The 25,280-nt window shown below is 55.5% G+C and carries 24 protein-coding genes; 12 read left to right on the forward strand and 12 right to left on the reverse strand.

Going from position 1 to position 25,280, the window contains the following annotated elements; translation table 11 throughout:
* Positions 1-118: 118 nt before the first annotated feature.
* A complete protein-coding gene (locus FOM92_RS11305; RefSeq protein WP_246087268.1) occupies positions 119-1,117 on the forward strand; it encodes a glycerophosphodiester phosphodiesterase in 999 nt (332 codons plus the stop codon).
* On the opposite strand, the gene FOM92_RS11310 is transcribed toward FOM92_RS11305, so the two are convergent.
* The 3 genes from FOM92_RS11310 to FOM92_RS11320 all read right to left on the reverse strand — a co-directional run bounded on the left by FOM92_RS11310 (position 1,114) and on the right by FOM92_RS11320 (position 3,112).
* Complete coding sequence (locus FOM92_RS11310) at positions 1,114-2,331, reverse strand: MFS transporter (RefSeq protein ID WP_143776973.1); 1,218 nt, start codon at positions 2,329-2,331, stop codon at positions 1,114-1,116. The two genes, FOM92_RS11305 and FOM92_RS11310, sit on opposite strands and share 4 nt — an antisense overlap.
* Before the next feature lie 133 nt (positions 2,332-2,464).
* Positions 2,465-2,686 (reverse strand): helix-turn-helix transcriptional regulator, encoded by a 222-nt coding sequence (locus tag FOM92_RS11315; protein ID WP_143776974.1) that lies wholly within the window; start codon positions 2,684-2,686, stop codon positions 2,465-2,467.
* Positions 2,687-2,689: 3 nt separating this feature from the next.
* A complete protein-coding gene (locus FOM92_RS11320; RefSeq protein ID WP_143776975.1) occupies positions 2,690-3,112 on the reverse strand; it encodes a hypothetical protein in 423 nt (140 codons plus the stop codon).
* A 129-nt stretch (positions 3,113-3,241) separates the two neighbouring features.
* Here FOM92_RS11320 and panB point away from each other — a divergent pair, with 129 nt between their 5' ends.
* The 5 genes from panB to FOM92_RS11345 all read left to right on the forward strand — a co-directional run bounded on the left by panB (position 3,242) and on the right by FOM92_RS11345 (position 8,257).
* Positions 3,242-4,108 (forward strand): 3-methyl-2-oxobutanoate hydroxymethyltransferase, encoded by an 867-nt coding sequence (gene panB, locus FOM92_RS11325; protein ID WP_143776976.1) that lies wholly within the window; start codon positions 3,242-3,244, stop codon positions 4,106-4,108.
* 92 nt (positions 4,109-4,200) lie between these two features.
* The gene (locus tag FOM92_RS11330) at positions 4,201-4,950 is read left to right on the forward strand and encodes a tetratricopeptide repeat protein (protein ID WP_246087269.1); all 750 of its coding nucleotides are present in this window, start codon (positions 4,201-4,203) and stop codon (positions 4,948-4,950) included.
* Between the two features lie 4 nt (positions 4,951-4,954).
* Positions 4,955-6,298 (forward strand): outer membrane protein assembly factor BamB family protein, encoded by a 1,344-nt coding sequence (locus tag FOM92_RS11335; RefSeq protein WP_143776978.1) that lies wholly within the window; start codon positions 4,955-4,957, stop codon positions 6,296-6,298.
* 20 nt (positions 6,299-6,318) lie between these two features.
* The gene (der, locus tag FOM92_RS11340) at positions 6,319-7,719 is read left to right on the forward strand and encodes a ribosome biogenesis GTPase Der (protein ID WP_143776979.1); all 1,401 of its coding nucleotides are present in this window, start codon (positions 6,319-6,321) and stop codon (positions 7,717-7,719) included.
* 106 nt (positions 7,720-7,825) lie between these two features.
* Positions 7,826-8,257, forward strand: coding sequence for an Hpt domain-containing protein (locus tag FOM92_RS11345; RefSeq protein WP_143776980.1), 432 nt, complete (start codon positions 7,826-7,828; stop codon positions 8,255-8,257).
* Positions 8,258-8,287: 30 nt separating this feature from the next.
* Here the strand turns inward: FOM92_RS11345 and bfr are convergent, their stop codons facing one another.
* The 3 genes from bfr to FOM92_RS11360 form a co-directional block, all read right to left on the reverse strand.
* Complete coding sequence (gene bfr / locus FOM92_RS11350) at positions 8,288-8,767, reverse strand: bacterioferritin (RefSeq protein ID WP_143776981.1); 480 nt, start codon at positions 8,765-8,767, stop codon at positions 8,288-8,290.
* Between the two features lie 100 nt (positions 8,768-8,867).
* Entirely contained in the window at positions 8,868-9,038 is a 171-nt protein-coding gene (locus tag FOM92_RS11355) for a (2Fe-2S)-binding protein (protein WP_143776982.1), read from the reverse strand.
* 55 nt (positions 9,039-9,093) lie between these two features.
* A complete protein-coding gene (locus tag FOM92_RS11360; RefSeq protein ID WP_143776983.1) occupies positions 9,094-10,323 on the reverse strand; it encodes a DUF418 domain-containing protein in 1,230 nt (409 codons plus the stop codon).
* A 129-nt stretch (positions 10,324-10,452) separates the two neighbouring features.
* Between FOM92_RS11360 and FOM92_RS11365 the strand changes: the two genes are divergently transcribed.
* Positions 10,453-11,229, forward strand: a complete 777-nt coding sequence (locus FOM92_RS11365; protein WP_143776984.1) for a Coq4 family protein — start codon at positions 10,453-10,455, stop codon at positions 11,227-11,229.
* Between the two features lie 162 nt (positions 11,230-11,391).
* The gene (locus FOM92_RS11370) at positions 11,392-12,963 is read left to right on the forward strand and encodes an FAD-binding oxidoreductase (RefSeq protein WP_143776985.1); all 1,572 of its coding nucleotides are present in this window, start codon (positions 11,392-11,394) and stop codon (positions 12,961-12,963) included.
* Here FOM92_RS11370 and FOM92_RS11375 read toward each other — a convergent pair.
* From FOM92_RS11375 to FOM92_RS11400, 6 genes are all read right to left on the reverse strand, one after another.
* Positions 12,960-13,430: a hypothetical protein gene (locus FOM92_RS11375; RefSeq protein WP_342778181.1), complete on the reverse strand. Its 471-nt coding sequence runs from the start codon at positions 13,428-13,430 to the stop codon at positions 12,960-12,962. The genes FOM92_RS11370 and FOM92_RS11375 overlap by 4 nt on opposite strands.
* The gene (gene purL, locus FOM92_RS11380) at positions 13,396-15,570 is read right to left on the reverse strand and encodes a phosphoribosylformylglycinamidine synthase subunit PurL (RefSeq protein ID WP_143776986.1); all 2,175 of its coding nucleotides are present in this window, start codon (positions 15,568-15,570) and stop codon (positions 13,396-13,398) included. Before purL ends, FOM92_RS11375 begins: the two co-directional genes overlap by 35 nt.
* A gap of 51 nt (positions 15,571-15,621) precedes the next feature.
* Positions 15,622-16,293 (reverse strand): hypothetical protein, encoded by a 672-nt coding sequence (locus FOM92_RS11385; protein ID WP_246087270.1) that lies wholly within the window; start codon positions 16,291-16,293, stop codon positions 15,622-15,624.
* Between the two features lie 735 nt (positions 16,294-17,028).
* A complete protein-coding gene (locus tag FOM92_RS11390; RefSeq protein ID WP_143776987.1) occupies positions 17,029-17,823 on the reverse strand; it encodes an SDR family NAD(P)-dependent oxidoreductase in 795 nt (264 codons plus the stop codon).
* 42 nt (positions 17,824-17,865) lie between these two features.
* Positions 17,866-19,002 (reverse strand): acyl-CoA dehydrogenase family protein, encoded by a 1,137-nt coding sequence (locus FOM92_RS11395; protein WP_143776988.1) that lies wholly within the window; start codon positions 19,000-19,002, stop codon positions 17,866-17,868.
* A 2-nt stretch (positions 19,003-19,004) separates the two neighbouring features.
* Positions 19,005-20,165 (reverse strand): acyl-CoA dehydrogenase family protein, encoded by a 1,161-nt coding sequence (locus FOM92_RS11400; RefSeq protein ID WP_143776989.1) that lies wholly within the window; start codon positions 20,163-20,165, stop codon positions 19,005-19,007.
* Between the two features lie 198 nt (positions 20,166-20,363).
* On the opposite strand from FOM92_RS11400, the gene FOM92_RS11405 reads away from it, so the two are divergent.
* From FOM92_RS11405 to FOM92_RS11420, 4 genes are read left to right on the forward strand one after another with little or no spacing between them, the layout of a single operon-like run.
* Positions 20,364-21,779: an MFS transporter gene (locus FOM92_RS11405; protein WP_143776990.1), complete on the forward strand. Its 1,416-nt coding sequence runs from the start codon at positions 20,364-20,366 to the stop codon at positions 21,777-21,779.
* 34 nt (positions 21,780-21,813) lie between these two features.
* Entirely contained in the window at positions 21,814-23,097 is a 1,284-nt protein-coding gene (locus FOM92_RS11410) for an acyl-CoA dehydrogenase family protein (RefSeq protein ID WP_143776991.1), read from the forward strand.
* Entirely contained in the window at positions 23,094-24,182 is a 1,089-nt protein-coding gene (locus FOM92_RS11415; RefSeq protein ID WP_143776992.1) for a Zn-dependent alcohol dehydrogenase, read from the forward strand. Before FOM92_RS11410 ends, FOM92_RS11415 begins: the two co-directional genes overlap by 4 nt.
* Positions 24,179-25,258, forward strand: coding sequence for a phosphotransferase family protein (locus tag FOM92_RS11420; RefSeq protein ID WP_143776993.1), 1,080 nt, complete (start codon positions 24,179-24,181; stop codon positions 25,256-25,258). Before FOM92_RS11415 ends, FOM92_RS11420 begins: the two co-directional genes overlap by 4 nt.
* Positions 25,259-25,280: the final 22 nt, after the last annotated feature.

The raw sequence follows: 25,280 nt of genomic DNA on the forward strand, positions 1-25,280 counted from the left end.
GGACGGCGGCTGTCATCGCACTGACACAGCGGCGCGCAATAAACGGCGCATGCGCTTTCTTGTCCCGATGCTCTGTGCCGCCCTTTTGTCCGCCTGTTCGATTACGGAGAGCAAAGCCATGGAAAAACCACTCGACGGTCCGGTGCTGGTAATCGCCCATCGCGGCGCGAGCGGGGAGCGGCCGGAGCATACGCTGGGCAGCTATACGCTCGCCATCGAACAGGGGGCGGATTTTATCGAGCCCGACCTTGTCCTGACCAAGGACGGGATATTGGTCGCCCGCCATGAAAACGAGATTTCGGAGACGACCGATGTGTCCGCCCGTCCCGAATTTGCCGCGCGCAAGACGAGCAAAACAATTGACGGCCAGACGATGACCGGCTGGTTCACCGAAGATTTCACGCTTGCCGAACTCAAGACCCTGCGCGCCAAGGAACGGCTGCCGCAACTGCGCAAGGCCAATATGGCCTTTGACGGGCAGTTTGAGATTCCGACCTTTGAAGAGATATTGGAGCTCGCCAAGGCGGAGAGTGTCCGCACCGGACGGACCATCGGCGTTTATCCCGAAACCAAGCATCCCAGCTATTTCGCGTCCATCGGCCTGCCGCATGAGGCGCCGTTGCTTGCCCTGCTCGAACGCTATGGCCATGTGGAGCGAAGCGCGCCGGTGTTCATCCAGTCGTTCGAGGTTGAAAATCTGAAAGCACTGCGGGCCAAAACGAAGGTACGGCTGATCCAGTTGATGGATGAAAAGGGCAGCCCGCCCGACCGGCCCGATCTGACCTACCCCGACATGGCGACGGCCGAGGGGCTGAAGGCTGTGGCGGCCTATGCCGATGGTGTGGGGCCGAACAAGGCGCTGGTGATTCCGCGCACTTTGCTTGGCAATCTGGGCGAGCCGACCATGCTGGTCCGCGACGCACACAGGGCCGGACTTGCCGTTCACCCATGGACCTTCCGCCGGGAAAATTATTTCCTGCCTTTGAGCGCCAAATCGGGCATCGACCCGCGCGGCGTGGGCGATGTGGAAAGCGAGATCCGCGCCTATCTCGCAACCGGCATAGACGGATTTTTCAGCGACAATGTCGCCGAGGCTGTGGCCGCCGCCAAAGACTAGCGCACGGCATAAAGCCGCATCGTGCGCCACAAGATCATCACGGCAACCGCCATCAGCGCGGCCGCCAACATATAGGGCGCGCCGGGAAAATAGAGGCCGGTTGAATCGGCATAGGCCCCGAACACGCCGGTCATGGCTGGCGGGCCGATGATGGAGGTCAGGCTGACCACGCTGCCGATGGCGCCTTGCAATTCGCCCTGGGCATCTTCGGCGACTTTTTCGGTCATCAGGCTCTGCATTGCCGGGAATGTCAGCCCGCTGATCGAGCCGATGATCAGGCCGACAATGGCAATCGCGGTGGAGCCTGCAAAACCGATGACCAGATAGCTCGGAATCGCGAACATCAGGCTCCAGCCAGCGGTCTTGACGGCACCGAAGCGGGCGATGACTTTTCCGACCAGCAGCCCTTGGATAATCGCGAGCAATATTCCAAACAGGGCGACGGTGGCCCCGATGGTCAACGGACCCCAATCAAATTTCAGGGTTCCATAATAGCTCCAGACGGCGAAGTTGGACTGGGCGGCAAATTGCATGAAGAAAATGGTGATGAGGCAGCCGAAGACGAGCGGTGCCTTCATCATCTGCTGCATCGTGCCGAAGGGATTGGCCCGCTTCAAGCTGAAGCGACGGCGCTTTTCGGGCGGTAATGTTTCGCGAAACGCATAGGCTCCATAAGCGGCAGCGATCAGGCACAGCACGCTGGCAACCATGAAGGGCACCCTGTCGCCCCACAGGCCGAACACACCGCCAAGCGCGGGACCCAGGACAAATCCCGCCGCACCTGCGCCGCCCATCAACCCGTAGACCGCACCGCGCTTTTCCGGTTCGATCACATCGGCGACGCAGCTGTTGGCGGCGGCCCATGTGGCCCCCATGACGCCCGAAATCACCCGTCCGACAAACAGCCACGCCAGCGTGGGCGCCATGGCCATCAGCGCATAGTCGAGCCCGAGGGCTGCCAATGTCGATATGAGCACGGGTTTGCGTCCCAACCTGTCGGAAAGTCCGCCGATGATGGGGGAAAAGACAAATTGCATGATGGCATAGGCAAACAGCAGCCAGCCGCCGATTTCGGCCGCCCGGTCAACCTGGGCACCGCTCAGGTGCATCACAAGCTTTGGCATGACCGGTATGATCAGGCCAATGCCCGCCATGTCGATAAAGACGATGAAGGCGATCAGCCCGAGACCGGGGCGTTGTGCTGCTTTGTCCACGCTCCCTCCCTTGGGGCCTACGCGTAACTCCAGATTTACGAGGCGTCAAATTGAAGGCCTGAACAGGATAGCCGTGGAGCGCTGTTCAGGCCTTCGGTGCTGCGCGGCACAAGCGGTGTGAGGTGTTAGGGGGTCAGTCTTTTTCCTGCCGCCAGCGGAAGACTTCTTCCAGCGGCCTGTTGAAGACATGGGCGATGCGGAAGGCGACCTCCAGCGAGGGGGAATATTTGCCCTGCTCGATGGCGGCGATGGTTTGCCGTGTGACGCCGACGCGGTCGCCGAGTTCGCCTTGCGTCATTTCGCACATTAAAAAGCGCAACATGCGGATGTCGTTGGTGAAGGGAAGTTCGGCCATGGCTCAATATCCACGGCGGTAATAATAGAGTTGCGAGCCGACGCGGACCAGTTCGGCGATGACGACGGTGGCCATCAGCAGGTTGAGATAGACGCCGGGACTGAACCGGTAGAATATGGCGATCATGTTGATCCACGCGCCGAGGACGAGCGGGTAATAGGCAAGGTGCGTGCCGCGGACATGGATGCTCCGTTCGCGCTCGTCTTCCTTCAGATGCGCTTCCTTGGGCGCGCGGATGGCGAAGAAGGCGGCGGTCACGGCAAGGACGGCGATGATGATGATGGTCACCGGCACCAGCATGGCCGCCACGGCCGCGACTCCGGCGTCGGTGGAGACCATCGCCCAGGGGTAGGCAAGGAAATACCAGCCAAAGGCGGCGGCAAGGGCGAGGAAGGCGGCCCAGTGGGTTTTTTCGCGGAAGGACATAGTGGAGAACTTTCGATGTTAACTGATTCGAACTTAATGTTATATATTTTTAACACGGAGTCAAACATCAATAACACAAACTCGGTTCAAGCTTTTGTCCAGTTAATTTAGCCGCTAAGCCCCCGCCCCATGTCCACTCGCCCCCAAACGCTCACTTTCGACACGTCCACCAGCCGTGCCAACCCCACTCCCCAGCCGATGAAACGGCTTACAGTGCCGAGGATCCGGCAGCGAAAGGGCGGTGAACCGTTGGTGATGCTGACGGCCTATACTGTCCGGATGGCACAGCTCCTGGACCCGCATTGCGACATGTTGCTGGTCGGTGATTCGCTGGGGCAGGTAATCTACGGTCTGCCACACACCGTCGCGGTCACGATGGAGATGATGGCAGCACATGGCGCCGCAGTAGTTCGCGGCAGCTACCATGCCGCGGTAATCGTCGACATGCCCTTCGGGTCTTATGAAGCTTCGCCCGAACTGGCCTTTGCCAATGCTGCCCATTTGCTGAAAGAAACAGGCGCCGCCGCCGTTAAGATCGAAGGCGGACGCGTGCTCGCCCCGACGGTCGAGTTTCTGACCTCTCGCGGCATTCCGGTCATGGCGCATGTCGGTTTAACACCGCAAGCCGTTAACATCCTTGGTGGTTATGGTGTTCGCGGTAAAAGCCCGGAAGAGGCCGCTTCTATTGTCGAAGATGCAGTGGCTATGTCCGAAGCCGGCGCCTTTTCCATGGTAATTGAGGGCGTATTGGAACCGATCGCTATCGAGATCACGAACAAGATAGCCTGCCCGACAATAGGGATCGGGGCATCGGCGCAATGTGATGGCCAGGTGCTGGTTACCGAAGATATGCTCGGTTTGTTCGACCGTGTTCCCAAATTCGTCAAAAAATTCGGCAATATGAGCATGTCCGTGGAGGAAGCCGTCCGCGAATATGCAAATGGTGTCCGCGACCGGAGCTTTCCGGGCCCTGATCAACTATATCAGCCGGGTTGAAGCAGGGCTGGCCTATCGGCATAAGTCCCGCTAAGGACGACGCTAGCGGGCACACGCCCTTATAATGTTAATACCCAATTTCGGAGGCCCTTTTGGCTTTAACACCGACAGATAAGCGCGCCGGAAGCGACGAAGCGTTTCTGCGCGAAGTGGACGATGCGGTCCGCGCGAGCGATCTTTCAAACTTTTGGACACGCTATGGCCGCTGGCTTCTTGCGGCATTGGTTGCCGCTTTGCTCGCTTTTGGCGGCTACATCATCTACAAAAACCAGCAGCAAGCCGCAGCAGACAAGCAGAGCGAAGAGTTTGTCGATGCCATGGACAAGCTGCGTGCCGGTCAGCAGAAAGAGGCGCGCGCCAAGCTCGCCACGCTCGCAAAAGCGGAGCAGCCAGGTTACCGTGCGATGGCGCAATTGGTCGAAGCTAATCTGCTCGGCGAAGATGGTAAAACCAAAGAAGCTATTGCGCTCTACGCAAAAGTGGCAGGCGATAGCAGTCTGCCCCAGACTTTCCGCGATCTGGCGCTAATCCGGCAAACAAGTGCCGAATTTGACACGCTTGCACCGCAAGCGGTGGTTGATCGGTTAAAGCCTCTTTCGACGCCAGGCCATGCCTGGTTTGGCAGCGCGGGAGAACTGACGGCTTTGGCCTATGTTAAAATGGGTAAAGACAATCTCGCAGGTCCGATTTTTGCACAAATTTCCAAGCAAGAAGGCCTGCCACCAAGTTTACGCAGCCGTGCCCAACAGATGGCCGGCGCGATGGGTATCGATACCGTTCAGGTTGATGAAAAGAAAAATACCGCAACTGCATCAGCCGACAATGCGACCAAGGGAGAGTGATTAAGTGAAGATCAGCGCAAAATTGCTACTGGCTCTTGCCGCATCTGCATCACTTGGCGGCTGCGCCGTGTTGGATGGCGTGCGTGGCGATGCAGGCAAGAAAAACAATACGCCAACTGTCGGCAACCGAGTCGACATTCTGGGAACCGAACGCGACATGGAAGTCGATCCGGCTCTTGCCAATGTGGCCGTTATTTTGCCCCCGGCTATTGTCAACGAAGCATGGGCCCAGCCGGGCGGGAACGCTTCCAAATCGCCTGGACATGTTGAACTGGGCCAAGGCCTGTCCCGCATCTGGAGCGCCAATGTGACCGGCGCAAACCCGCGGGCACGCCTCGCCGCAAGCCCGGTCGTCAGCGATTCACGCGTCTATGTGGTTGACACAACCGCACGCGTCACCGCCCTCGACGCGAACAGCGGTGCGCAGATCTGGTCCAATGCTCTCGAGATAGATGATGATGGAAAGCCTTCGCGCTTCGGCGGCGGGGTTAGCGCGACCAGCACTCTGGTTTTTGCCACCAACGGCGTCGGTGATGTGGCAGCCCTTGCCGCCGACACCGGCGCACTGAGCTGGAAAAAGCGTCCGGCTGGACCGTTGCGCGGTGCACCGACGCTGTCGAATGGCAATGTCTATGTCATGACGCAGGACAACCAGATTTACGCCCTTCGCCAAAGCGATGGCGAAGCCCAATGGAATGAAGCCGGCCCAGTTTCCGCATCCGGCATCTTCGGCGTCGGCGCACCTGCAGCGGCCCAGGGTACCATCATTGCAGGTTATTCCAGCGGTGAACTGGCCGCATACCGTTACGAAAATGGACGCAGCCTTTGGACCGATACGCTGTCGCGCACAGCCATGTCGACGTCGGTTTCGACACTGACCGATATTGACGCCGATCCGGTGATCGACCGCGGCCGGGTTTTTGCCTTGGGCAAGGGTGGCCGTATGGCATCCTATGAACTGGTAACGGGTCAGCGTATCTGGGAAATCAATATTGCCGGCATTTCCACGCCTGTGACAGCGGGCGAGTGGGTCTTTGTCATGACAGACGAAGCGCGACTGTTATGCGTGGCACGTTCCAGCGGAAAAATTCGCTGGATTTCCAAGTTGCAGCGGTACGACAATGAGGAAAAGAAAAAGGGTCCCATTAGCTGGTATGGTCCTGTCCTCGCCGGAGGCCGTCTGATTGTGGCCAGTTCGCGCGGCAATATCTGGTCGGTTTCCCCAGCAGACGGTACGGCAAGTGAAGTGTTTGATCTCAAATCGCCCGTGTCGCTCGCTCCCATTGTCGCGAACAACACGCTTTACATTCTCGACGATTCGGGCCGTGTTTCGGCCTTTCGCGGGTAAATTGAAGGAGTAGTGACGGCATGTTGCCGACGGTAGCCATTATCGGTCGGCCTAATGTCGGCAAGTCGACATTGTTCAACCGCCTTGTGGGCAAAAAGCTTGCGCTTGTTGATGATACGCCCGGCGTCACCCGCGACCGGCGGGAAGGTCAAGGCCGACTGTTCGATCTTGAATTCACCATCGTCGACACCGCCGGTTATGAGGATGAGGATCCTGACACGCTGCCCGGCCGCATGCGAATGCAAACCGAAGCTGCAATAGCAGGAGCACAGGTTGCGCTTTTCCTGATCGACGGGCGAGCAGGCGTCACACCGCTTGATGAAGAAATAGCTCGCTGGTTGCGCGGAAGCGCGACCCCTGTCGTTCTTGCGGTGAACAAGGCCGAGGGCAAGCAAGGCGACAACGGTATCCTCGAAAGCTATGCGCTCGGCTTTGGCGAGCCAATCGCAATCAGCGGCGAGCATGGCGAAGGCATGGCTGACCTGTTTCAGGCACTGTTGCCCCATATCGATGGCGGCACCTTCGAGATTCAGGATCCGGAAGCACCGGATGCTATTTTGAAATTGGCGATCGTTGGGCGCCCCAACGCGGGCAAATCCACCCTCATTAATAAACTGCTTGGCGAGAATCGTCTTATTACCGGTCCTGAAGCAGGCATTACACGCGATAGCATTTCTATCGACTGGATATGGAATGACCCCAATCCCAAACAGCGTGAGCCGGATGAAGATGGCAATATTCCACCTCTTTGGACGGAACGGCGTGTACGTTTGATCGATACGGCCGGAATGCGCAAACGCGCAAAAGTTCAGGATAAGCTCGAGAAACTATCGGTTGCTGATGCACGCCATGCCATCGACTTTGCAGAAGTCGTGGTACTTTTGTTGGATGCGACCAAGGGTCTGGAAGTGCAAGATCTCAAAATTGCAGATCATGTGATCCAGGAAGGCCGCGCACTCATCATTGCTATTAACAAATGGGATGTCGCCGAGAATGCGAGCAGTCTGTTCAATGGCATTCGTGCAGCATTGGAAGAAGGTTTGTCGCAGTTAAAAGGCGTTCCTTTAATTGCCGTTTCGGCCATGACCGGCAAAGGTCTCGATTCCCTGATTTCGGCCGCCTTCGATGCGCGCGAAGCATGGAACAAACGCGTTCCAACGGGCATTCTCAACCGCTGGTTTGAGGCGGCAATCGCGGCGAATCCCCCGCCTGCCCCTGGCGGCAAGCGCATAAAACTGCGCTACATGACGCAGGCACGCAATCGACCACCTACATTTGTGATCTTTGGCAACCGTACGGACGAGTTGCCGGCCAGTTATGCACGCTATCTGCTTAATGGAATTCGCCGAGATCTGGATTTCGGCGCCGTGCCGGTTCGCATAAACTTCCGCTCTTCAAAGAACCCTTTCGCGGACAATTAGGCCGTGCACCCGAATACTGACAAACAGAATTCATCAACGCTCTGTTTACTTCTGCTAGTGTAAAGGAAACCGACAGGACCATTTCCGTTGTCCATGGAGCAGCGCGTTGACCGATAAGCCAGATGATCTGATCGACTGGAAGACATTTACCGAGACCCGCAACCTGCTGGGTGCAGGATTTGTGCGAATTCTCGGCTATTTCCGCGAAGACGGCACCAAGTCTGTTGCCGCGATTGAAGAGGCCATGCGGCTCCGGGATTCTGCCAAGCTCGTCATTCCTGCACATACGCTAAAGGGCGAATCCTGGCAATTTGGTGCGGATCAACTGGCATTGCTCGCTGAAGAAATTGAAATAGCTGCGCGCCATTATGTCGAAATCCAAATCGACCCGTCGGAGCTCGTTGAAAAGGTTGTCCGCTTACGCCCTGTGTTTGAAGCAACACTTGCAGCGCTAGAATCCGAAGCAAGTCCTCTCGTTGAGCGACGCCCAGTCAGCTTTGGCCAGCGCAACGCCCTTGGCGGAATGAGCTACGGTTAACCCGCGACGATTACGAAATCCTGATTTAATTCAGTCCTCTGCGGGTTTCGACTGCAACTGCACGTAGTTTTCAATGCCCATGCGAGCAATCATGTCGAACTGCTTTTCGAGCATATCAACATGCTCTTCTTCGCTTTCGAGAATATCAGCAAAAAGATCGCGGCTCACATAGTCACGTACACTTTCGGAATAGGCGATTGCATCCTTCAGCAAGGGTAGCGCCTCATATTCAAGTTCCAAATCGGCCTTCAGAATTTCCTCAACCGTTTCACCAATACGCAAGCGACCAAGAAGCTGGAAATTTGGCAAGCCATCCAAAAACAGAATGCGCTCGGAAAGGCGGTCAGCATGCTTCATTTCATCGATTGATTCATGCCGTTCAAAATGGGCGAGTTTGGCGACGCCCCAATTATCAAGCATCCGGTAATGCAGCCAATATTGGTTGACTGCGGTCAGTTCGTTTTTGAGCGCCTCGTTCAAAAACTCGATAACTTTAGCGTCGCCCTTCATGGCTTGTCTCCTGTGATATGGAGAGCCGAAGATAACGGCGAAAGCCTACCAAGTGAAGGCAAAAATCCGCAGAATCGGGCGGATTTTTATATTGATATTGCTAAGCTGTTGCAGGTCCCGCACTGATAATATTACGCGCGAAAGAAAGGCACTGGCCACATTTCGGCTTGCGACCGAGACGCGCATATACATCATTGGGACGATCAGACCCGGAGCGTACCGCGGCGCGCAAGTCTTTTTCCCTGATGGCATTACACACGCAAACGACCATAGATTCGCTCCTGACAAAAGGAGCTTACCGTTAATGCGAATTGATTGCAATAACTTTAGCGCTTCATCCGTTGCAGGCCGCCACGCGCCAGGCTGCGCCATAACCACTCAAGTGGACCGTAGCGATATCGTGTAAGCCAGGGTTGTGCCCACAGCAGCATCAGGGCCCACATAGCAAAGACAACGGGCCACAAAGCGATACGGCTTACATGGCCAAAGAAGCCAAAGCCATATCCGTAAAAAAGCGTCGTCATAAGGATACTGGTGCCGAGATAATTAGTGAACGCAGCCTGTCCCGTCGCGGCAACGCGCTTGATGAATTTTTGATGCGAGATCCGCCCGATTAGTAAAATCAGTAATGCCGCATATCCAACGGTAAGCATCAGACGTGGAATTGCGCTCCACGCCAAAAACACGGCGAGAGAATTAATGAGATCATAATCGACAGCGACAAGGTAGCCAGCAAGCGCCGCACTCGCGATCAATCCACCGGGAACCAGCTTTCTCGCCCAAAGGATATAGATTGGTCTATCCCACTCGCCGGTAATGAAACCATTTTTCTTCATGGCCATACCGATCATCATTAGTGGCAAGGTTTCGGCTATCGACTGCAGTACTGCCGCCAAAGGCGTATACCATTCCGATAGTTTTTCACTGACGATCGGCCAATATGCGCCACGGTGCAGTGCGAGTTCGTCCGCAACATTGAGGTCAAAATCGTTGCTGCGTATGATTTCATCATATCGCGCGACCATATCAGCATCTGCGTTGGGTTGCGTGGCAAAATATTGCAGTATTTGTAGACCACCCATTTGCAGCCCCCAAAACAGCACCCCGAGCCCGAAAATGATCAGCGCCCATTTTATAAGACGTTCTGGCTGCCAATTCCGGAAACGGAAAGCAATGCACCCGACGCTGGCATACAGAAACAGAATGTCCCCGAACCAGAGAAAGAAGTAATGCGCCAGCCCGAACAGCGCCAACCAGAACATTCGGGAATAGTGGATTTTTGCGGCGCTTTCGCCTTTTGCCTGTGCTCGTTCAATGATCAGCATCATGCTCGCGCCAAATAGGAGTGAAAACAGTCCGCGCATTTTCCCGTCGATAAAGATGAAGGAAAAAATCCAGGATATCTGGTTCTCCGTCGACAGCCCGCCATAAGCTATCGGCGTAACATATGCCCATTCCGGCATGGCAAAAGCGATGATGTTCATCGCCAATATTCCCATCACCGCGAAACCCCGCATGGCATCGAGCGTAAGATAGCGATCTGATTCTGGCTGCATGCATGCCTCCCTGTATTGTTTGGCTAATACAGCGGGTCCTGCAGCGCGTCCAGCGCTTTAAGCTTTTATTATTGACATTGATGTAGGTAGAAAATATCTAAACTTAGAATCTTATTGGAGTCCCCCCCGATGACTGCTGTGCCATTCCATCACCCGATGCGTCCCTCAAGCGAATTTCGTCCTTTGAAGGCCTTGCATCATTTCCGAAAACTGATCGCAGACAAGGAAGATACGGAGCAGGTCTTTCACATTATTGCTGCGTTACGGGGCCGCAAATTCCGTCAGATCGCGAGCAAATTCTGGCATAGCGACAAGGGACAGCGGATACTTGCAAGCAACCAGCGTCTGATTGACGTGCTGGACGACCATGACAGCATCAAGAAGCTGCCTGCGGGCACGGTTGGTCGCGCTTATGTAGACTTTATGGAGCGTGAAGGATTGAGCGCAGCTGGTCTTGAGGCCGAATATGCAAAATTTACCGACGCGGGCGTGCGCTACGAAGATGGTATTGACCGTTATGGCGATCGCCTGCGGGACACGCACGACATGCTTCATGTGTTGACCGGATATGGCCGTGACGCGCTTGGCGAGCAGTGCGTTCTGGCATTCACCTATGCACAGAACCGCAACCTCGGCGTCGGCTTCATTGCTTATGCGGGCGGTTTTGAATTGAAGCGGCGCGTGGCACGCTCTGCCCCCATCATGAAGGCTGTGCACGAAGGCTATCGCATCGGCAATGCGGCTAAGAATATTGTCCATGAAGACATTGTGGAATTGCTGAAGGAGCCTCTCGCCGATGCGCGCAAGCGCTTGGGCATAGCCGAACCCGTCGCCTATCATGCTGCGCATGAGGCTATGCGTTTGGGTGGCGTTGACCCGTATAATCTGCTGGCTGCCCCTGCCTAAACAGGTTCAATCACCAAAATTGCGTTCCTTATCGGCGGGTTAACCCCTTTTTCGATTGCGTCGGGCACACAAGCCTGAAACAATCCCCTTGGTCGTACCGGCAATTTTCGGCTTGAGTCCAAAGGACCATGTCGCCTTTTGGAGGAAAGGGGGAGGGTAGCCATGCCCGACACATTCGTTGACAGCCGCAATGCGGCGAATTGGGTCAATCATCACGAAAATGTTAGCATTCCCGTCGCAAAAATACTGACGGTACGGAACGAAACCCCGAAGTCACCATCCTACGCCGGAATGAAGGCTACGGCTGGTCGGTTGCAGCAGGTCATCCGGGATGCGCTGGCCGCGGGCAAGCGCATCAGGGCCGTTGGATCGCATTGGTCTTTTTCTGATATACCGGCTGTGACGAATGGCTGGATCGTGGAAACGAACAAGCTTGATTGGCGCTTTGCCTTCAACGCAAATGATATCCACCCGGAATCCCACGTAACGCACGATGAACTGTTGCTCTGTCAATGCGGGACACTGATCGCGCGTATCAACGAAACGCTGGAATCGCCCAACAATGTCTTGCCCAATAGTCAGAGACGTAAGGCATTGCGTACATCCGGAGCGAGCAACGGGCAGACAATTGCGGGCGCTCTGGGAACAGGCGTCCATGGATCCGCATTAGATGTCGGAGGCATGGAGAGCCAGGTGCTCGGCATCCAATTGTTGACCGCAAACCGCAATATGTGGATCGAGCGCGCGAGCGCACCTGTCATGCAAGATGCATTCGCCGCGCGGCTGGGTGCCGAACTTGTACGTGATGACACGCTTTTCGAAGCGGCGCTCGTTAGCCTGGGTTCGCTGGGCATCATCCATTCGGTGCTTATCTGCGCGACGGGGCGGTATCTGCTCAACACCTCGTTGCGACGGATCCGATACGGGCAGATCAAGGCAGCCTTGAATTCACTCGATTTTCGGGGGTCCGGTATTCCCGACGAAAGCCGTCGTCCCTATTTCTTCCAAGCGATCATTGACCCCGATGATCTGTGGGAGGAGGGTGACCGGGCGAAAGTATATTGCACTGTCCGCTACAAGGAAGTCTGCGAGCCCAACCGGCAGGTGGCTTACAATTTGAAGAAAGAGAATGGCGACGGTACCGACTTGCCGAAATTGATTGGCGACATCATCAAGCTGGACCCGGCATTTCGTGATTTGGCGACATGGCTGCTGATGGAGATATTGCTCAAGGAGCAGAGCGAAATAGGCAAACCGGAAAAGTGGAAAACGCCAGGTCAGGCATATACCTTCACCGACGCACGGCGTGGTGTGGCCAGCAGCGGATTTGGCGTCCCACTTGCGCAGGTCAGTAATGCCTTAAAAATAATGGCCGAAGCCTTCCGGTCGCACAAGAAGGCAGGCGTGGTGCTCACCTGTCGATATGTGCAAAAATCACCAGGCATATTGTCGTTTACGCGTTACGATCCAACCTGTGTCATTGATATTGATGGCATCGATTCTTCGGCCACACAAAAGCTGATCAAGCTGGTGGCCCAACGGTTCGAGGCCGCAGGAATGCCGTTCACAATGCATTGGGGTAAAACCAACCATTTGACAAAGGCCCGGGTGCGTGCGGCTTTTGGTGGAAATATCGACCGTTGGAACACGGCCCGGCGAACCCTGCTACCAGATCAGGCGGAGCGTGACGCCTTTTCCAATGACTTCATCGATGCAGTAGGATTGAACGCTTAACGCCGGTCTTTCCGGATCATCAGCTTCAGCCCCGACCATATAGCATCCACCGCACAAACCTTGACGTCCACCAAATCGCTGTTGGGCAATATAATAGCGCGTATTGTGTCTTCGGTAATGTCCGTGGGGACTTTCGCGGCTTTTTTGGGCCAGCTAACCCATATAAATCCTGCCGGGTCGAGCACCTTACGCAAGGCCTCCAGCTTTTCGCCCAACGCAATTTTGTCGGTTACGAACAGATGCGCGGCCTGCACTCCCGATGTCGGGACAAGTTCCTCGGATAAGGTGAGCCCCGCCTCGGCGATTTCGGCGCGGACACTATCCGGCATGGAATCAAACCATACGCGCATCCCGTCTTTATAGCCCAGCTTCTTTACAAGCGGTTTGCCAGAGTATCCTGTGGTCATATCAAGGATAATCCGGTGGATGCGATCATTGTTCCATCCACTCTTGGAAGAAGCTTTCATGGGCGACGCGCAGGTCAGCCAGCTCGACACCGGCAACCTTCGTTCCACCCACGGTCCCTATGGCGACCGCATTTGCCACATCAACGCCGGGAGGTGCTGTCAGGATGTAACGTCCCTGATCCTCTCCAAAAGCCTGGGCAGTAGTGAGCGGGTTGCGTAATGTGCAGCCTATTCCACCCGCGAGCGCCATCTCTGTAAGTGCGACCAACAGGCCGCCGTCGCTAATGTCATGAACCGCGCTGACCGTTCCGCTTGCAATAAGGTGCCGCACTTGCTCGCTCCGCAGGCGTTCCTGCTCTAGATCGACAACAGGAGCATCGCCATCTTCGCGTCCGGCAATCTCGCGCAGCCAAAGCGATTGCCCAAGATGCGTGCCTTCCTGTCCCAAAAGCCAGATGATATCTTCTTCCGATTTAAAGCCGATTGTCGCCATCGTCCGAACATCATCTAAAACGCCCACGCCGCCGATGGCCGGCGTCGGCAGGATCGCGCTTCCGCCTCCTGTCGCCTTGCTTTCATTGTAAAGCGAGACATTGCCCGACACGATGGGATAATCAAGTGCCCGGCAGGCATCAGCCATTCCTTCCAAACAGCCCACTATTTGGGCCATGATTTCGGGCCGCTGCGGGTTGGCAAAGTTAAGGCAGTTGGTGATGGCGAGTGGTGTAGCACCAACGGCGCTTATGTTACGATAGGTCTCGGCTACAGCCTGCTTGCCGCCTTCATAAGGATCGGCATAGCAATATCGCGGTGTGCAGTCGGTGCTCATGGCCAAAGCGCGTCCGGTACCATGTATGCGGACCACGGCAGCGTCACCGCCAGAAAGCTGCGCTGTATCGCCGCCGACCTGACTGTCATATTGTTGCCAAATCCATGCACGCGAAGCAAGGTCAGGGCACGCCATCAGCTTCAGCAGATCAGCGCCCACATCGGTACTTTCTGACAACGCACCAAGCGGTTTAACATTGGCCCAAATCTTATAGTCTTCTTTCGAAGCCGCAGGCCGATCATAAAGAGGTGCATCTTCGGCGAGCGGGCCAAGTGGGATGTCGCAAACCGCTTCGCCTTTCCACGTCAGAACCATGTGACCTGTATCAGTCACTTCCCCAATGACGGCAAAATCCAGTTCCCATTTGTCAAATATGGCCTTGGCAAATTCCTCACGCCCGGGCTTCAGGACCATCAACATGCGTTCCTGCGATTCCGACAGCATCATTTCATAAGGGGTCATGCCTTCTTCGCGGCACGGAACCTTGTCCATATCGAGAATGATACCAGCCTTGCCGTTTGTGGCCATTTCCACGCTCGAACTGGTCAGCCCGGCAGCGCCCATATCTTGAATTGCAACAATCGCATCCGACGCCATCAGTTCCAGACAGGCCTCGATCAAAAGCTTCTCCGTAAATGGATCGCCAACCTGAACCGTTGGCCGCTTTTCTTCTGTATCCTCGCCAAAATCAGCCGACGCCATTGTTGCGCCATGGATACCATCGCGACCCGTTTTGGAACCGACATAAACGATGGGATTGCCTACGCCGGTTGCGGCCGAATAGAAAATCTTGTCCTGGTCGGCAATTCCAACGGTCATGGCATTGACCAGGATATTGCCATCATAGGCCGGATGGAAATTGGTCTCTCCGCCAACGGTCGGTACACCGACGCAATTGCCATAGCCGCCGATCCCGGCAACCACACCCTGAACCAGATGCTTCATTTTCGGATGGTCAGGGCGCCCGAAACGCAATGCATTCAGATTGGCCACAGGCCGTGCACCCATTGTGAAGACATCGCGCAAGATGCCGCCGACACCTGTAGCCGCCCCCTGATAAGGCTCGATGTAGCTGGGATGGTTGTGCGACTCCATCTTGAAGATGGCGGCTAGCTTGGAGCCGTTCGGTCCATCTCCGATGTCGATAACACCGGCATTTTCGCCCGGCCCGCAGATGACCCACGGCGCGCTGGTGGGCAACTTTTTCAAATGGATCCGTGACGATTTGTAGGAGCAATGCTCAGACCACATCACCGAAAATATGCCCAATTCGACCAAATTGGGTTCGCGCCCCATCGCATGCAGGATACGCGCATATTCTTCTTCATTCAGACCATGGTCGGCGACGATTTGGGGTGTGATCTCGGACATGGATGCGCCTTAGCGATGGTGCGGGATTTTGGCCAGTGGCTTTGGTCGGTTTCAACTTGATGATGTTCGTGCCATCCACCAGGCCACCAGAGTGACCAGCCCAAAGGCAACGAATGCCAGCACGCTTGTGCCGATTGTCACTTCGGATTCGACCGGACCAAACCAGTTGATAGATTGAAATGCGAGAAGGGTGACCGCTAATGCGAGCAGCGGCACTCGGCCAGGCTTCTTCTTTAAGGCAAAGAAGCCCAAGGCCCCGAAGGTCAGCGCAAGTTCCAGCGGCATTTCAATTGCGGGGTGATTCCACAGTCCAATTCCCATCTTGGGCTCCGCACCTGCCAATGTCAGATCGGGTATGTGAACGAGAAGGTCGAGGAACCAGTGCGACAGCACCACTAATCCGGCAATGATCGCAGTTTGACGGTTGCGATTGCTCATTAAAATCAGAAGGCCGAAGACACTGGCAAAACCAAAAGAGCCTAAAAGGCTATGCGTATACGGCATATGATACAGGTCCATGGGATTCATCACCGATATGCCTGGCGTTACCCGCATAGCTTCAACGCCAAAAATCAAAAGCAGGAAGAAAGCCCAATCGACCAATTGCGCTGCAACGAAAAGAACCGGAAGGGGAGGTGCATCCTTGTGCGTCGCTGCCACCAGTGCCGGAGCCCAATGCCCTATAAACATGTGTTTTTGTCTCCCCCCAAAGACAATATACACCAAGGGCAGGCTTGCCTATCCACTGAATCGGATTTGGACTCAGTTGTTCGGTCCATTTTTGCAAAATAAATGGGCGCTGACATTGCTGCCAGCGCCCACTGCGTCTGAGGTTGGAAGTCCTTGGCTACTAGAGCCATTCTTTCCGCTGTCTGACGTCCGGTTCCCCAACTTGGCCCGAAGGCCTTGTTGGTTCGCCTTGGCACTTTGGGTATCCCACCCGGCGTTGCGTCATTTGCATGATGCCGCACTTGATGTTCGTTTTCTTCGTGCCCGCCGTCTCTGCTACATTTCCTGAGTCTTGCGACCAGACTGCCTGCTGATTTGGCGATCCTGCATTTCCTCTGTTCCGCTCCACTTTCCCGTTTCCGGTCCGGTTTTGCATCGTAGCGGTCCTGCCTGATGACTTAAAATTGTCATGACTTTCCGAGTCGCGCAAAGGGGAAAACGACGACTTATCCACAGGCGGGTGGATTTGCGGTGGACAAAATGGAGAATAAGGATCTGCCGGTTTACCGGCCCGAACGAATACGGCCCTCACGCGGTGCATGAGGGCCGTTCGATTCAACCGGGGGCGAGGGAGAGAGGAGGAGAGAGCCCGCCGGCTAAAGTGCGTTTCGGCAATCTCTTGCCGTTGAGTTGCAGATAATCCGCCGTTGCTTTTGCTGCAATTGCGAAAAGAATTAGGCGAGTTGCATGTTTTGCAACTCGCCTAATTTACGTAACGTCATGCTGTGTTTACGGGGCGATCCCATTTCCCGGCAAACTGGAATATGCAATGCCGCCATCGCAGGCGAGGGTATCGCCGACGATATAATCGCCGGAACGGGCAGCTAAAAAGATTGCAAGCCCCGCCATATCTTCAGGCGTTCCAATTCGCGGAAACGGGATATTTTTCGCTACCGCATCAGCATGATCGCGTGCGGCTTTGTTCATTTCAGACTGGAAAGCCCCCGGTGCGATTCCGCTCACCAGAATATTGTCTTTGACTAACTCGGCAGCCAAACGACGGGTCAAATGGATAACTGCAGCTTTTGACGCTTGGTAGGCGTAGGTCTGCCACGGGTTGATTTTGATCCCGTCGATCGACGCTATGTTGATTACCTTGCCCGGCCGTTCAAATGTCGCCGCTTTTTTCATCAGCGGATGCAGCGCCTGTGTCAGGAAGAACAAGCCTTTCACATTCAGATCCATGACCCGGTCCCATTGCGCATCCGTGACGGTACCGAAATCCGCGCCCCAAGCTGCGCCCGCATTGTTGACGAGTATGTCTACCTTTTCCTCTCGCTCCCCGATCTGGGCGGCAAGGGACTGGCATCCTTCAACGGTCGACAGATCACACGGCAGTCCAATCACCCTCTCTCCAAATTCGGCAACCGTCGCTTCAATCTGGTCTACTTTCCGAGCACTGATGTAAATGCGCGCACAGCCCGCGTTCAAATAGCCCTCCACAATCATCTTGCCGATTCCGCGCGAACCGCCCGTAACGACCGCAACGCGATCCTTAAGGTTAAACAGGGTCTGTAAATCCATGTGCATTTATCCTTTTAGATACCCGAAAAAAGGGCATGTGTTTTAGTAGCCGTTCATCGTCGCCACGCGGTCGGCATGGTAGTAAGCGTCGCCAAAAAACTCGTTGAGGCTACGGTCGCGCTTCATATACAGGCCAATGTCATACTCGTCGGTCATGCCGATGCCGCCATGCATCTGCACGCCTTCGCGTACAGCAAGATTACAGGCTATCCCGGCCTTTGCCTTGGCTGCCGCAACATAAAGTTCAGCCTTGGCATGTCCTTCGTCCAACAAGGACTGAGCCTTCAATACGATTGAACGGGCTCCTTCCATTTCACCATAAAGATGTGCAGCGCGGTGTTGGAGCGCTTGGAATTCGCCTATCACGCGGTCAAATTGCTTGCGGGTTTTGAGATACTCAAAAGTCATGTCCATTGCGCCGGAACCGACACCCACCATTTCGGCGGCTGCTCCGGCTCGGCCCGCATCAAGCACTTTCCCCAAGACCGACCAGCCGCCATCTACTTCGCCAATGACGGCGTCGGCATCCACATGCACACCGTCCAAAGTTACATGGGCAGCCATAGCCGAGTCGACCAGCCGTGCCGCCTCCATCGATAGCCCGGCAGCGTCCTTGTCCACGGCAAAAAGGGTCAATCCGTCCGTCTCGCCCGCCGCGCCAGCCGTACGTGCTGCAACAATCAGCATGTCGGATGACGTGCCATGGATAACAAACTGCTTTTGACCTGAAAGTTTGAATCCATTGCCGCTACGTTCAGCTTTACAGGCGATTTTTTCGGGCCGGTGCTTGATGCCTTCTTCAATGGCGAGCGCGATTACCGTCTCGCCCGCCAAAATGCCCGGGAACCAACGCTCGCGCATCGCCTTATCGGCAAGCTTCAGCGCTTCCACAGCCGCAACCGAAGTTGTGAGGAAAGGAGAAGGCGACAGGTTGCGCCCGATTTCTTCGAGCACAATGCCGGCCTCGATATGGCCCATGCCCATTCCGCCCTCTGCTTCAGGAATCAGAATACCTGTGAAGCCCATTTCGGCAAATTGCTTCCACAATCCGTGACTGAACCCGTCTTTGCAGCCCATGTCGCGATATTTGCGGAAATGGGTAACCGGGGCTTCGCTCGCCATGAAATCTTTAGCGCTTTCGCGCAACATGATCTGGTCGTCATTCAAAGTCATCGCCATGTTTATGCTCCCGGCATTTCGAGGATACGTTTGGACACGACATTGAGCATGACCTCGCTGGTACCACCTTCAATGGAGTTTGCTTTTGTCCGCAACCAGTTGCGAGCCTTGGAACCGCCATTTGAACGTTCGCTTTCCCATTCGAGAGCCTGCGAACCGCCAATCGACATGATCAACTCGTTCCGCTTTTTGTTCAGCTCGGTTCCGACATATTTCATCAGATTCGAATAGGCAGGATGCGCCTTGCCTGTTTTCCATTCGTCCATGAACCGTTCGCCATGTGCACGGAATGTCAGGTTGTCGACATCGAAAAGCGCCATTTGGGCACGCAGCACCGGCTCTTGTGCCAGCACCTCTTTCATCGCCGCACCAATGGATGTGACGCCGCCGTCACCACCCATGCCGGAGATCATTTCCCGTTCATGGCCAAGCAGATATTTTGCAACGTCCCAGCCGCGGTTCACCTCGCCCACAATCTGGTGCTTCGGCACAACGACATTGTCGAAGAATGTTTCGCAAAAGGGCGAGTTACCTGAAATCAGTTTGATAGGCTTTGTCGAAACACCCGGCGTTTCCATATCGAACAGAAGGAAACTGATGCCCTGATATTTGTTCGTCTTGTCGGTGCGGACCAGACAGAAAATCCAGTCGGCCTTATCGGCATAGGATGTCCAGATTTTCTGGCCATTTACGACCCAATGGTCACCCTTGTCCTCACCATAGGTTTGCATCGACACAAGGTCGCTGCCCGATCCGGGCTCCGAATAGCCCTGGCACCAACGGATCTCACCGCGCGCGATCTGGTTCAGATAGTGCACTTTCTGCTCTTCAGTCCCGAATTTGAGCAGTGCTGGCCCAAGCATCCAGATGCCGAAGCTGTTCAGCGGACTGCGGCAGCCCAGCTTCGCCATTTCCTGGCGCAGCACTTTGGTTTCCTGGGGTGTAAGACCTGCACCACCATAGGCTTTGGGCCAGTCGGGAACGGTGTAGCCCTTCGCCGCACACCGTTCCATCCACAGTTTTTGGGCTTCGCTTTGAAATTTGAAATTGCGGCCACCCCAACAAATGTCCTCATCCCCTTTTGCGGGGGTACGCATTTCCGGTGGGCAGTTTTCTTCGAGCCAGGCACGTGCTTCGGCACGGAATGATTCAAGGTCGGACATGACGCTCTCCTATTAATTGCTTGGCTAAATTTTGGGCTGCGGCGAGCGGAAAGGCAAGCGCTTATCGGCGAGCGAAGCATGCCGTAACGTCATTTCCGCGCCAATTGACAGGTCGGGCCGCGGCCCTAGCATAGGCGCAGGAATGAGGAGCCCCCCACGCATGCGATTCGCCATAATTTCGAAGATTTTGTCCGTCGTATGACCGCTGCTGCTCGCCTCCCCCGTTCCCTGAAAGTGATTCACGGCCTCGGCTCGGTCGCTTACGGCGTCAAGGATAATGGCTTTTCGGTCTTCCTGCTGATTTTCTACAATCAGGTGCTGGGCATTGAAGCCGGCATCGTTGGTACAGTCATCATGGCTGCACTGATTTTCGACGCCTTTGCCGATCCAATCATTGGGGAGCTCAGCGACCGCACGCAGAGCAAATGGGGTCGGCGGCTGCCGTGGCTCTATGCGTCGGCTATCCCCCTGGGCATTATCTGGATGCTTCTGTGGCACCCGCCGGAGATGGACCAGACAGGCACCGTAATTTGGCTTTTCTGCACGGCTGTGCTGGCACGCACCCTTGTATCGATGTGCGAAGTTCCGTCCATCGCGCTCGTCCCCGAATTGACGGCGGATTATGACGAGCGGACGCGCTTGATGCGGTACCGTTTTCTCTTCGGATGGGCCGGTGGATTGCTCATTCTAATCTTTGCCTATGGTATTTTCTTTACCGGACCCAAGGGTGTCAGCGACCCTGCCGGCTATGATGCATATTCACTTTGCGGTGCATTGATGATGGCTGGCGCCGTGCTGATATCGGCATTGGGACAGCATAAATGGGTGGCTGCACAATCGCCACCGGCCCCACGCGGAGCCGGGCTGCGACATGCACTGACCGAGGTAAAGGCCACGCTTTCTAATCGCGCATTTCTCTGGCTTACGTCAGCCGCTCTGTTCGGCCTTATAAACCAGGGTATCACCTTTGCCCTTTCCAACTACCAACTCGCATTTCTGTGGCAACTCGAGCAGATGCAGATGCTCTATTATGCGTTACTCCTGTTCGGAACAGTCATTATCGCGTTTATAATTGTCCCCCCATTGTCGGGGCGGCTGGGTAAAAAGAACGCGGCAATCCTGCTTGCCATCCTCTCTCTGGCGTTCAACTCGGCCATGTATCTGGGCTGGTTGATCGACCTTGTTCCGGGCGCGCCGGACAATCCGTCAATCCTGTATATGTTCTCCTTCCTGATCGTTTCCAACGGTGCCGCCGTCGGTATGATGATGCTGACATCGTCGATGATGGCCGATGTGGTCGAAGCCTCGCAGCAAGAGACAGGTCGTCGTTCGGAAGGCCTGTTCTTCGCAGGTTATTTTTTCATGCAGAAATGCGCCGTCGGCATCGGGACATTTTTTGCGGGCATGATTCTGACTTTCGCCAATTTCCCGCAAGATGCAGTGCCGGGTAAAGTTGATGCTTCCGTTCTTGATGGATTGGCACTCTATTATATGGTGGCATTGGCAACGCTCGGGATAATCGGGATTCTTATCTTGCGGCACTTTCCAATTTCGCGCGAAAGTCACAATGAACGCTTGCGCGTCTTGAACACTGCGAAAGAGTCTGCCAGTTAACCGGTCAATTAAATTTAGAAGAGGATGTTGAGTCATGGATTTCGATCTCACCGAAAAGCAAACTTATTGGCGGGATCGCATTCGCGACCACAATGAACGCTTCCTGCGCCCGCGTGTTGCGGACTATTACGCCGAACAGGCGGTGGGTGACCGCTGGAAAGTCCTGCAAGTCGTTGAGGAAGAAAAGGCACGGGCGAAAGCTGCGGGCCTGTGGAATCTTTTCATGCCGCCGGGATCGGGCCGTCCGCATGTCGATGACACGGTGCATTTCGAAGGCCCCGGTCTGTCGAACATGGAATATGCCCTGTGCGCCGAAGAAATGGGCCGCATCGGATTTTCCTCCGAAGTCTATAACTGCTCCGCACCTGACACCGGCAATATGGAAGTGTTTCTGCGTTACGGTACCGCCGAACAGAAGCAGAAATGGATGATCCCGTTGATGAATGGCGAAATCCGTTCAGCCTTTTTGATGACCGAGCCCGGCGTCGCTTCATCGGATGCGACGAACATCGAGACATCTATTCGCCGCGAAGGCGACGAATATGTCCTGAACGGTCGCAAATGGTGGTCGTCGGGAGCCGGCGACCCGCGGTGCAAAATCGCGATCGTTATGGGCAAGACCGATTTCGAAGCCAAGCGGCATGCGCAACAGTCAATGGTCTTGATGGAACTGGACGCGCCAGGTGTAACGATTCTGCGTCATCTGCCCGTATTCGGATATGACGATGCACCCCATGGTCATATGGAAATCGAACTGAAGGATGTCCGCATTCCCGCGTCCAATATGCTGCTCGGCGAGGGCCGCGGCTTCGAGATTGCCCAAGGTCGCCTTGGACCTGGCCGTATCCACCACTGCATGCGCACCATAGGAACCGCTGAAGAAGCGCTCGAAAAAATGTGTAAGCGCCTGCAAAGCCGCGTTGCATTCGGCAAGACGATTGCCGAACATAGTCTTTGGGAAGAGCGCATTGCCCGTGCCCGTATCGACATTGAAATGACCCGTCTGCTTTGCCTGAAAGCAGCAGACATGATGGACAAGGTCGGCAACAAAGCGGCGGCTGCCGAGATCGCCATGATCAAGGTGCAGGCACCGACGATGGCTCTCAAGATCATTGATGATGCCATTCAGGCCCATGGCGGCGGCGGTGTATCCGACGATTATGGTCTTGCATCCGCTTATGCGCACCAGCGCACATTGCGCCTTGCCGACGGTCCGGACGAAGTGCACGCCCGTGCGATCGCCCGTATGGAACTTGGCAAGCATGGCGGACATGGCAAGGACGGAATTTCGAGCGGTGACATCGGGGTAGCCCGGTGAAAGCTGCTGTCCTGATCGAAGCGGGCAAACCGCTTCAAATCGAACAGATAAACATTGCCAACCCGGGACCGCACGAGGTGCTGATCCGCACTGCGGCGTGCGGTCTTTGCCACAGCGATCTGCACTTTATCGAAGGCGCCTATCCGCATCCCCTACCCGCCATTCCCGGGCATGAGGCGGCAGGTATAGTCGAAGCGGTGGGGAGCGAAGTTCGGACGGTGAAAGTCGGCGATGCAGTTGTAACCTGCCTCTCTGCCTTTTGCGGCCATTGTGAATATTGCGTCACCGGACGGATGTCTTTGTGCCTGGGTGGCGAAACCCGTCGCAAGCCGGGTGAAGCCCCCCGGCTGACACGTCCCGATGGCAGTATCGTGAACCAGATGCTTAATCTATCGGCCTATGCCGAAATGATGCTGGTCCATGAGCATGCGTGTGTTTCCATCAATCCGGATATGCCTCTGGATCGTGCCTCGGTCATTGGCTGCGCAGTGACCACCGGCGCGGGGACCATTTTCAATGCATGCAAGGTAACGCCGGGCGAAACGGTGGCGGTTATCGGCTGTGGCGGGGTCGGCCTTGCCACTATCAATGCTGCCAAAATAGCTGGCGCGGGCAGAATTATTGCCGCCGACCCTATTCCGGAAAAGCGGGCACTGGCCATGAAGTTGGGCGCAACCGACACAATCGATGCGCTGGCGGACGATGCGGCTGCACAGATACAGGAACTGAGCAAAGGTGGCGTTGACCACGCCATTGAGGCTGTTGGCCGCCCCGCCTCGGGGGAGCTTGCGGTTAAATCGCTCAAGCGCGGCGGTACTGCCACAATTTTGGGTATGATGCCGCTCTCGCATCAGGTCGGTCTTTCGGCCATGGACTTGCTGTCGGGGAAGAAACTGCAAGGTGCGATCATGGGTGGCAACCGTTTCCCGGTGGACATCCCCCGCCTTGTGGATTTCTATATGCGCGGGCTGCTGGACCTGGACAGCATCATTTCCCAAACCATTCCTCTGGAACGCATTAATGAAGGATTTGACCAGATGAAACGCGGAGACGCGGCACGCTCGGTCATCATTTTCGACCAATGACGACACAAACACCAATTGATGCCCAGAAGGCATTTAGCGGAACCGTTACGCCGACAGGCGCAGACATATTGGACGCGGACAAACTCGCCGAGTGGATGAGTGCGCATGTCGAAGGGTTTGAAGGACCTCTTGAGGTTCTGAAATTCGCAGGTGGACAATCCAACCCGACCTATCGGCTTAACGCAAAAAGCGGGTCTTATGTGTTGCGTCGCAAGCCATTTGGCCCATTGCTTCCAAGTGCCCATGCCGTGGACCGCGAGTATAAAGTTCTTGCAGGACTTCATCCGACCGGATTCCCAGTCGCCAAGCCATATGGCCTGTGTACCGACGACGATGTGATTGGCAGTTGGTTTTACGTCATGGATATGGTCGAGGGCCGCACGATCTGGGATGGTGCCATGCCGGGTTCAAATCCCATTGAACGGCAAGCCACATATGAAGCGATGATTGACACCTTGTCCGCGCTGCACAATGTCGACGTGGAAGCAGCCGGTCTGTCGGATTTCGGCAAGCCCGGCAATTATTTCGGTCGGCAAGTGGAGCGTTGGACCAAACAATATCGTCTAGCTGAAACCGAAGTTATGCCGGAAATGGAGCGGTTAATCGAATGGCTGCCCAAAACCTTGCCGGAACAGACACGAACTAGTGTGGTGCATGGTGATTACCGCATCGACAACATGATCTTTGATTCCAAGGCGCCTGTGGTTCGGGCGGTCCTTGATTGGGAATTGTCGACTCTTGGCGACCCGCTTGCCGACTTTACCTATGTTGCCATGGCGTGGGTCACACAAAATGAAGGCCGATCGGGCGTAATGGATCTGGATCGCGCAGCTCTCGGCATTCCGGAACTTGATGCTATGGTCGAACGCTATTGCAGCGCGACAGGCCGCGACGGCGTACCCGACATGAACTGGTATTTCGCCTATAACTTCTTCCGTCTTGCCGGGATCATACAAGGTATCAAGAAACGGGTTATAGATGGCACCGCCAGCTCTGCGCATGCACAGGCAATGGCTGAACGGGTTTTCCCGCTTGCCGAGTCCGCCTGGAAATTTGCCGAGAAAGCCGGGGCTTGAGCCCCAAAACGAGGGAGAAAGA

Source organism: Sphingorhabdus contaminans (assembly GCF_007280415.1).
In the GTDB taxonomy this organism is placed as follows: domain Bacteria; phylum Pseudomonadota; class Alphaproteobacteria; order Sphingomonadales; family Sphingomonadaceae; genus Sphingorhabdus_B; species Sphingorhabdus_B contaminans.

Excerpts from the sequence above, each read along its gene's own strand:
- FOM92_RS11305 (WP_246087268.1), top strand. The coding sequence starts at position 119 with ATGGAAAAACCACTCGACGGTCCGGTGCTGGTAATCGCCCATCGCGGC.
- FOM92_RS11315 (WP_143776974.1), bottom strand. The coding sequence starts at position 2,686 with ATGGCCGAACTTCCCTTCACCAACGACATCCGCATGTTGCGCTTTTTA.
- FOM92_RS11320 (WP_143776975.1), bottom strand. The coding sequence starts at position 3,112 with ATGTCCTTCCGCGAAAAAACCCACTGGGCCGCCTTCCTCGCCCTTGCC.
- panB (WP_143776976.1), top strand. The coding sequence starts at position 3,242 with ATGTCCACTCGCCCCCAAACGCTCACTTTCGACACGTCCACCAGCCGT.
- der (WP_143776979.1), top strand. The coding sequence starts at position 6,319 with ATGTTGCCGACGGTAGCCATTATCGGTCGGCCTAATGTCGGCAAGTCG.
- bfr (WP_143776981.1), bottom strand. The coding sequence starts at position 8,767 with ATGAAGGGCGACGCTAAAGTTATCGAGTTTTTGAACGAGGCGCTCAAA.
- FOM92_RS11355 (WP_143776982.1), bottom strand. The coding sequence starts at position 9,038 with ATGGTCGTTTGCGTGTGTAATGCCATCAGGGAAAAAGACTTGCGCGCC.
- FOM92_RS11360 (WP_143776983.1), bottom strand. The coding sequence starts at position 10,323 with ATGCAGCCAGAATCAGATCGCTATCTTACGCTCGATGCCATGCGGGGT.
- FOM92_RS11365 (WP_143776984.1), top strand. The coding sequence starts at position 10,453 with ATGACTGCTGTGCCATTCCATCACCCGATGCGTCCCTCAAGCGAATTT.
- FOM92_RS11370 (WP_143776985.1), top strand. The coding sequence starts at position 11,392 with ATGCCCGACACATTCGTTGACAGCCGCAATGCGGCGAATTGGGTCAAT.
- FOM92_RS11375 (WP_342778181.1), bottom strand. The coding sequence starts at position 13,430 with ATGAAAGCTTCTTCCAAGAGTGGATGGAACAATGATCGCATCCACCGG.
- purL (WP_143776986.1), bottom strand. The coding sequence starts at position 15,570 with ATGTCCGAGATCACACCCCAAATCGTCGCCGACCATGGTCTGAATGAA.
- FOM92_RS11390 (WP_143776987.1), bottom strand. The coding sequence starts at position 17,823 with ATGGATTTACAGACCCTGTTTAACCTTAAGGATCGCGTTGCGGTCGTT.
- FOM92_RS11395 (WP_143776988.1), bottom strand. The coding sequence starts at position 19,002 with ATGGCGATGACTTTGAATGACGACCAGATCATGTTGCGCGAAAGCGCT.
- FOM92_RS11400 (WP_143776989.1), bottom strand. The coding sequence starts at position 20,165 with ATGTCCGACCTTGAATCATTCCGTGCCGAAGCACGTGCCTGGCTCGAA.
- FOM92_RS11405 (WP_143776990.1), top strand. The coding sequence starts at position 20,364 with ATGACCGCTGCTGCTCGCCTCCCCCGTTCCCTGAAAGTGATTCACGGC.
- FOM92_RS11410 (WP_143776991.1), top strand. The coding sequence starts at position 21,814 with ATGGATTTCGATCTCACCGAAAAGCAAACTTATTGGCGGGATCGCATT.
- FOM92_RS11420 (WP_143776993.1), top strand. The coding sequence starts at position 24,179 with ATGACGACACAAACACCAATTGATGCCCAGAAGGCATTTAGCGGAACC.